Source organism: Roseisolibacter sp. H3M3-2, assembly GCF_029211165.1.
GTDB lineage: Bacteria > Gemmatimonadota > Gemmatimonadetes > Gemmatimonadales > Gemmatimonadaceae > Roseisolibacter.
The window spans coordinates 1-7,564 of record NZ_JARGEK010000240.1 but is presented as its reverse complement, the minus strand read 5'-3'; the positions used below and the strand labels follow the sequence as shown (position 1 = coordinate 7,564).

At 76.7% G+C, this 7,564-nt stretch carries 5 protein-coding genes and 1 pseudogene; 3 read left to right on the top strand and 3 right to left on the bottom strand.

Features of this window, described 5'->3' with window-relative positions; genetic code table 11:
* Together PYV61_RS17355 and PYV61_RS17350 are read right to left on the bottom strand one after the other, a co-directional pair.
* Positions 1-1,070, bottom strand: a 1,070-nt coding sequence (locus PYV61_RS17355; RefSeq protein ID WP_275833910.1) for a M56 family metallopeptidase, incomplete at its 3' end; no start/stop codon positions are given.
* 3 nt (positions 1,071-1,073) lie between these two features.
* Positions 1,074-1,460: a BlaI/MecI/CopY family transcriptional regulator gene (locus tag PYV61_RS17350; protein ID WP_275833908.1), complete on the bottom strand. Its 387-nt coding sequence runs from the start codon at positions 1,458-1,460 to the stop codon at positions 1,074-1,076.
* A 138-nt stretch (positions 1,461-1,598) separates the two neighbouring features.
* Here PYV61_RS17350 and PYV61_RS17345 point away from each other — a divergent pair, with 138 nt between their 5' ends.
* Both PYV61_RS17345 and PYV61_RS17340 read left to right on the top strand, forming a co-directional pair.
* On the top strand, positions 1,599-1,940 hold the full coding sequence (locus tag PYV61_RS17345) for a PadR family transcriptional regulator (RefSeq protein ID WP_275833906.1): 342 nt from the start codon (positions 1,599-1,601) through the stop codon (positions 1,938-1,940).
* 10 nt (positions 1,941-1,950) lie between these two features.
* Entirely contained in the window at positions 1,951-4,752 is a 2,802-nt protein-coding gene (locus PYV61_RS17340) for an ABC transporter permease (RefSeq protein ID WP_275833904.1), read from the top strand.
* Between the two features lie 73 nt (positions 4,753-4,825).
* On the opposite strand, the gene PYV61_RS17335 is transcribed toward PYV61_RS17340, so the two are convergent.
* The gene (locus tag PYV61_RS17335; RefSeq protein ID WP_275833902.1) at positions 4,826-5,398 is read right to left on the bottom strand and encodes a DUF2911 domain-containing protein; all 573 of its coding nucleotides are present in this window, start codon (positions 5,396-5,398) and stop codon (positions 4,826-4,828) included.
* 117 nt (positions 5,399-5,515) lie between these two features.
* Between PYV61_RS17335 and PYV61_RS17330 the strand changes: the two are divergent.
* Positions 5,516-7,564, top strand: a pseudogene (locus PYV61_RS17330) (amidohydrolase); the annotation flags it as partial.

Below are 7,564 nucleotides of genomic sequence, written 5' to 3'. Positions count from 1 at the left end.
GGGGCGGCCGGCGTCGCGCGCGGCGCCGGGGCGGTGGCGCTGACCACCGCCGTCACGACGCCGAGCGCGCCGGTGAGCGCCAGCGTCTGGCGGCGCGTCGGGGCGCCGCGCGGGCGCTCGGGATCCAGGATGTCGAGCATGCGGCCCTCGAATTCGGTGCGGCGCGCCATGGCGAGCGCGGTGATGGGCGTCGCGTCGCCGCGCGCCGACGTGACGATGTCCAGCAGGTGCTCGGCGTAGTCGGCCGGACGCGCGCCGCACGCCAGCGCGAGGTCGTCGCACGCCCGCTCGCTCTCGGCGCGCAGCCGCCTGGCGGCCGTCCACACGAGCGGGTGGAACCACCAGAGCGCGCAGGCGACGCGCGCCAGCGTGTGCCCCGCGAGGTCGCGGCGGCGCACGTGCGCGAGCTCGTGTAGCAGCACGGCGCGCCGGCGCGCGGGCGTCCAGTCGTCGCTGCCGGCGGGGAGCACGACGGTCGGCCGCGACAGCCCGCACGCGAAGGGCATCCGCGCGTCGGCGCTGCGGACGAGCCGTGGCGCGTCGTCGAGGCCGAGGCGGTCGGCGATCTCGTAGAGCGGGTCGGTCCAGTCGGGGGACGACAGCGGCGCGGCGCGGCGGAGGATGCGGCGCACCGCCAGCCAGGCGCGCACCAGCGCGCCGCCGATCGCGAGCGTGACGGCCGCCCACAGCGCGAGCAGCGTCGGCCCGAGCGCCAGGCGACGCGGCGTCGGCGCGTCGACGGCGGGCGTCGACGGCGGGGCGCGAAGGGAGGGCACGCGCGGCGCGGGGACGACGTCGGGCGCGCGCGCCTGCACGATCGGAGCGGACACCGGGGCCGCCGTCGCGGCGGGCGTCGGGAGCGCGGGGAGCACGGCGAGGTGGAGCGGCGCCCAGGCGGCGAGCGCCGGCACGACGACCAGCAGCGCGCCGAGCGTCACCAGCCAGACCACGTGACGCGCGCCGGCCGAGGCGCGCTGCAGCAGCCGCGCGGCGGCCAGCGCGGCGACCAGCACGACCGTCGCCTTGAGCAGCAGCAGGAGGAGCGGGGCGGGAAGCATCGCGGGGAGCATGCGCTACCTCCCGTCGTCGCGGGCGCGACGGATCGCGTCGCGGAGGCGCGCGACCTCGGCGTCGTCGAGGTCCACGTCGGACATGCGGAGGAGCGCCGTCACCGCCTGCTCGGGGGATCCGGCGAAGTAGGTGCTCACCATGTGGGCGAGCGCCCGCTCCTGCGCCGTCTCCGTCTCCTGGGCGGGGAAGTAGACGTAGCGCGGGCCGTCGTCGCGGTGCCGGATGAGCTGCTTCTCGCCGAGTATGCGCAGCACCGAGCGCACCGCGGAGTAGGTGGGCGGGTCGGGGAGCTCGGCCATGATCTCGGCGACCGTGGCCTCGCCCCGGCGGTGCAGGATGTCCATCACCTGCCGTTCGCGGCGCGACAGGTCGGCGGGGGTCGGCGTCATGACGGTCGGGATGCGAGTGCTGAAAAATCAACCGTGCTGATAATTCAGCAGGAAGACCCGCGCGTCAAGCCCGCGAAACCGCTGCGGCGACCGGCGCGTACAGGCCTACAGATTCTGACCCCTAACTCTGGAGGCCTCGTGGCCGATCCGCTCCCCCTCGTGAAGGGGACGCTCGACGTGCTCGTGCTCAAGGCGCTCACGTGGACGCCGATGCACGGCTTCGAGATCACGCAGTGGCTGGAGGGGCGCTCCGACGGCACCCTCGGCGTGCAGGACAGCGCGCTCTACCAGGCGCTCCACCGGCTGGAGGCGCGCGGGCTCGCCGCCGCCGACTGGGGCGTGACCGCCAACAACCAGCGCGCCCGCTACTACCGCGTCACCGACGCCGGGCGCGCCCACCTCGCCGCGGGCACCGACCAGTGGGTGCGCTACGCGGCCACCGTCACCGACATCCTGACCGCGGCCGCCGGGCCGGCCTGAGGAGGCGCGCATGTCCGAGCACGAGATCCGTCCCGGCATCCGGCGCCTCTTCCGCCTCGCGGTGCGCCGCCCCGACGCCGCGGCCGCCGAGGCCGACGAGGAGATCCGCCTGCACCTCGCGCTGCGCGCCGCGCAGCTGGAGCGCGAGGGGCTGACCGCCGCCGAGGCGCGCGCGGAGGCCGAGCGGCGCTTCGGGCCCGTGCACGAGGCGCGCGGGCGGCTGCACGAGTCGGCGCAGCGGCGCGAGGAGCGCCTCCGCCTGCGCGACCGCGTCGAGTCGCTGGCGCACGACGCGCGGGTGGCGCTGCGCTCGCTCCGCCGCGCGCCGGGGTTCGCCGCGGTCGCGGTGCTGTGCATCGCGCTCGGCGTCGGCGCCAACGCGGCCGCCTTCTCGGTGTTCGAGGAGCTGCTCCTGCGCCCGCTGCCGGTGCCGGCGGCCGACCGGCTGGTGAACGTCACCACCACGGCGCCGATCCTCGGCACCGACCAGTGCAACCAGTCCGGCACCTGCGACGAGGTGCTGAGCCTCCCGATGTTCCGCGACCTGTCGGCGCGGCGCGGCGCGCTGGCGTCGCTGGCGGCGCACCGGATCTTCCTCGCCAGCGTGGCGCCGGCGGAGGGGGCGGCGCTGCAGGCGGACGGCGTCTTCGTCACCGGCGAGTACTTCCGCGCGCTCGGCCTGGCGCCGGCGGCGGGGCGGCTGCTCGGCCCGCAGGACGACGTCGCCGCGGGGGCGCACGCCGTGGCGGTGGTGAGCCACGCGTACTGGACCACGCACCTGGGCGCCGACCCCGCGGCGGTGGGGAAGCGGCTGCTGGTGAACGGGCGCGCGCTGGAGCTCGTGGGCGTCGCGCCACGCGGCTTCGACGGGACGACGCTCGGGATGCGCGCGGTGGTGTGGGTGCCGATGCTCGAGGCGGGGACGGTGGACCCGTTCATGGGCGGGCCCGAGGCGCTGCGCGACCGCGAGCAGCACTGGGTGTACGCGTTCGGGCGGCTGCGCGACGGCGCCACCGCCGAGGCGGCGCGCGCGGAGCTGACCGCGGCGATGCGCCCGATCCTGCGCGACGTGGAGCTGGCGCTGTATCCCGGCATCTCGGCGCGCACGCGGCAGGCGTTCCTTGACCGCGCGGTGGAGGTGACGGACGGGAGCCGCGGCCAGAGCACGCTGCGCGGCTCGACGCGGCTGCCGGCGCTGCTGCTGTTCGGCATCACGGGGCTGGTCGTGCTGATCGCCTGCGCGAACATCGCGAACCTGCTGCTGGTGCGCGGCGCCGGGCGGGCCGCCGAGATCGCGGTGCGCATGTCGCTGGGGGCGGGGCGGCGGCGGCTGGTGCTGCAGCTGCTCGGCGAGTCGGCGGTGCTGGCGGTGGTCGGCGGGGCGGCCAGCCTGCTGGTCGCGCAGGGGCTGCTGCGGCTGATCGCGTCGTTCATCCCCGACGCGGCGGTCGGGTTCGGGATCTCGCTGTCGCTGGAGCTGCGCCCGTCGGTGCTGCTGTTCGCGGGGGCGGTGTCGGTCGGGACGGGGCTCGTGTTCGGGCTGTTCCCGGCGCTGCACGCGACGCGCGCCGACCTGATCGCGGCGATCCGCGCGGGGGCGGGGCAGATCCCCGGCGGCGCGCGCGCGGCGACGCGCTTCCGCGCCGGGATGGTCACGGCGCAGATCGCGATGTCGCTGGCGCTGCTCGGCTGCGCGGGGCTGTTCGTGAAGAGCCTGCGCAACGTCGGCGACGTGGACCTGGGGATGGAGGCGGACCGCGTGGTGCAGTTCGCGCTGCTCCCCGCGCTCAGCGGCTACGAGCCGGCGCGCGCGCACGCGACGCTGCGCCGCGTGGAGGACGAGCTGTCGACGCTCCCCGGGGTGCAGGGGGTGGCCGCGTCGAGCACGCCCTTCCTCACCAACAGCAGCAACGGCGGCAACGTGAGCGTCGAGGGGTTCGCGCGCGGCCCCGACACCGACGCCAACGTGCGCACGGCGCAGGTGGGGCCGGGGTTCTTCCGCACGATGGGGATCCCGATGCTGCGGGGGCGCGACTTCTCGGCGGCCGACCGCGCGGGGGCGCCGAAGGTGGCGGTGGTGAACGAGGCGTTCGCGCGGAAGTTCGGCCTCGGCGCGCGGGCGCTGGGGGCGCGGCTGGGGCGCGACGGGCGCTCGCCGGAAGGGGTGCTCGACATCCAGATCGTCGGCGTGGTGCGCGACGCCAACTACTCGGGGGTGAAGCAGGCGCCGCCGCCGATGCTGTACACGCCGTACCGCCAGGACACGACGGTCAACGCGGCGGCGTTCTACGTGCGCGCGGCGGGGGCGCCGGCGGCGACGCTGCGGGCGATCCCGGGCGCGGTGGCGCGCATCGACCGCACGCTGCCGGTGGCGATGCTCAAGCCGCTGGCGCAGCAGGCGCGCGAGAGCGTGTACCTCGACCGGATGGTCGGCACGCTGTCGGCCGGGTTCGCGGCGCTGGCGACGCTGCTGGCGGCGGTCGGGCTGTTCGGCGTGCTCGCCTACACGGTCGCGCAGCGCCGCCGCGAGATCGGCGTGCGCATGGCGCTCGGCGCCGACGCCGGGCGGGTGCGCGGGCTGGTGCTGCGCCAGATGGGGGCGATGGTGCTGGCCGGCGGCGCGCTCGGGCTGGCCGGGGCGCTGGGGCTCGGGCGCCTCGCGGGCTCGCTCCTGTTCGGCCTCGCCGGCGACGACCCCGCGGTGCTGGCCGCGTCGACGGTGGTGGTGGCGCTGGTGGCGCTGGCGGCGGCGTGGCTGCCGGCGGTGCGGGCGAGCCGGATCGCGCCGGCGACGGCGCTGCGGGCGGACTGAACGCCCGCGACCTGCGACCTGCGACCTGCGACCTGCGAGAGCACACGGTCGCAGGTCGCAGGTCGCAGGTGCCTTACCGCACCTGCCAGTCCGCCGCGAGGGCGGTGGTCCCCCACGCGAACCGCAGCTCGCCGCGCGCGGCGCCGGGCTGCGTCGAGGGGATGAGCCAGAAGGTCAGGCTCTCGACGGCCTGCGGGAGCGTCACGGCGCGCAGCGGGATGCGGGCGACGTCGGTGGGCTGCCCGCCCTGCGCGGCCGGCGGCTTCTGGAGCACCAGCTGCCACCCCGCGCGCGCCGGCATCGACTGCACGACGTAGCTCCCCTTCGGCACCGCCGTCCCGCCGATCGTCAGGTCGACGTCGGTGGTGAGCGTCGTCGGGTCGTTGGCGCCGGTGCGCCAGAGGCGGTCGTAGGGGACGAGCGAGTCGGTGTGCAGGCGGCGGCCGCGCAGGTGCGGCTGTCCGTAGTCGATGCGGATCTTCGACGGGCCGGCGACGCGGGCGGCGGCGGTGTCGGCGAGGGTCAGCACCACCTCGGCGGTCGCGCGCGTGCTGGGAGCGGCGCGCAGGGCGCCGGTCTGGGCGGCCGCGGGGGCCGCGAGGAGTGCGCCGGCGAGCGGCGCGAGGAGGAAGGTCGTGGGTCGCATACGGCGGACACTACGGCCGGACCCGGCCCGCACGCCAGCCGTCCCACCCCTCTGGCGCGGGTTCCTGACGCGCGAAAGGTTCGGGACGCCCGCCACCCGAACCCGCGCCCCGCTCCCATGCGTCCCACCGCCCTGCGCGTCGCCGCCCTGCTGGGGCTCGCCGCGCTCCCGTCCCCGCGCCTGCGCGCGCAGGACGCCGCCGCCGCGCCGCGCGCGGCCGTGCCCACCGCCGCCGCCCTCCCGCTGACGCCGAGCCGCCCGCTCAAGTTCACGGTCGAGGAGGGGACGTGGCTGTCGGTCGACGTCTCCCCCGACGGGCGCACGCTCGTGTTCGACCTGCTGGGCGACCTGTACACGATGCCGGTCGGCGGCGGCGCGGCGACGCGCATCACCAGCGGGCTGGCGTTCGACGCGCAGCCGCGGTGGAGCCCCGACGGGACGCGCCTCGCGTTCGTGAGCGACCGCGACGGGTCGGACAACCTGTGGACCGTGGCCGCCGACGGGCGCGACGCGCGGCAGGTGACGCGGGTCGAGCGCACGCAGTTCCTGTCGCCGGCGTGGACGCCCGACGGGAAGTACATCGCGGTGTCGCGCAACGCGTCGCTGTTCGGGACGCTGTACGCGCTCTACCTGTACAACAAGGACGGCGGCACGGGGGTGCGGATGGTCGGCGGCGCGCCGCCGGCGGGGCAGGGGGCGCCGGCGCCGGCGGGGCCGGGGGGGAACGCGACGCCCAACTACGTCGGCGCGGCGTTCGGCCCCGACGCGCGCTACGTGTACGCGGCGTCGCGCAACGGCGGCGCGGCCGGCTACAACCAGACGGCGTTCGACTGGCAGGTCACGGTCTACGACCGCGAGACCGGGCAGACCGCGCCGCGCACCGGCGCCCCCGGCGGCGCGTTCAAGCCGGTGCTGACGCGCGACGGGCGGTGGCTGATCTACGCCACGCGCGAGGACACGACGACGTCGCTGCGCATCCGCGACCTGCAGACGGGCGACGAGCGGTGGCTCCGGCGCAACGTGCAGCGCGACGACATGGAGTCGCGCTTCTCGCGCGACCTCATGCCGAACATGGCGGCGACGCCGGACTCGAAGGCGCTCATCACGACGTGGGGCGGGAAGCTGTGGCGGGTCGCGATCCCGACGGGCGAGGCGACGCCGATCCCGTTCCGCGCCGAGGTGGACCTGCAGCTCGGCGCGCTGTCGAAGTTCGACTACGGGGTGAACGACACGACGCTGACGGTGAGCCAGATCCGCAACGCGCGCCCGTCGCCCGACGGGCGGCGGCTGGCGTTCACCGCGCTCGACAAGCTGTGGACGGTGGAGCTGCCGTCGGGGACGCCGCGGCGGGTGACGCGCACCGGCAGGAACGTCGGCGAGCACATGCCGGCGTGGAGCCCCGACGGGCGCTGGCTGGCGTACGTGACGTGGGGGGACGACGGGGGGCACGTGCACCGCGTGCGCGCCGACGGCGCCGGGCAGCCCGAGCGCCTGACGCCGCAGACGGCCTACTACAGCGACGTGGCGTGGACGCCCGACGGGCGGCGGCTGGTGGCGTACCGCGGCCCGCGCCAGGCGCGCCAGGAGGAGGGGTTCCTGTTCGGGCGCGAGCTGGTGTGGCTGCCGAGCGCCGGCGGCGCGCCGACGGCGGTGGCGCCGATCGCCAACGGCGGGATGCCGCACTTCACGCGCGGCGACAGCGAGCGGATCTACCTCACGCAGGGGCAGCAGGGGCTCGTGTCGATGCGCTTCGACGGCACCGACCGCAAGCAGCACCTGCGCGTGACCGGGTACGTGGACCTGCGGCAGGCGACGCCGCAGCCGACGCCGGCCACCGAGATCCTGCTGTCGCCCGACGGCGACCGCGCGCTGGTGCAGGCGGGGAACAACGTCTTCGTGGTGGACGTGCCCGTGGTGGGCGGGACGGCGCCGACGGTGAGCGTGGTGAACCCGGCGCAGGCGCCGGTGCCCGTGCGGCGGCTGACGCGCATCGGCGGCGACTTCGCCGGGTGGCGCCCCGACGGGCGCGGCGTGTTCTACTCGATCGGGCGCAGCTTCTTCGCCTACGACCTGGCGCGCGCCGACTCGCTGGTGCGCGACTCGACCGCGCGCGCCGACAGCGCCCGCGGCCGGGCCGCCGCGCCGGCCGACAGCGCCGCGCGCGCG

Excerpts from the sequence above, each read along its gene's own strand:
- PYV61_RS17350 (WP_275833908.1), bottom strand. The coding sequence starts at position 1,460 with ATGACGCCGACCCCCGCCGACCTGTCGCGCCGCGAACGGCAGGTGATG.
- PYV61_RS17335 (WP_275833902.1), bottom strand. The coding sequence starts at position 5,398 with ATGCGACCCACGACCTTCCTCCTCGCGCCGCTCGCCGGCGCACTCCTC.
- PYV61_RS17340 (WP_275833904.1), top strand. The coding sequence starts at position 1,951 with ATGTCCGAGCACGAGATCCGTCCCGGCATCCGGCGCCTCTTCCGCCTC.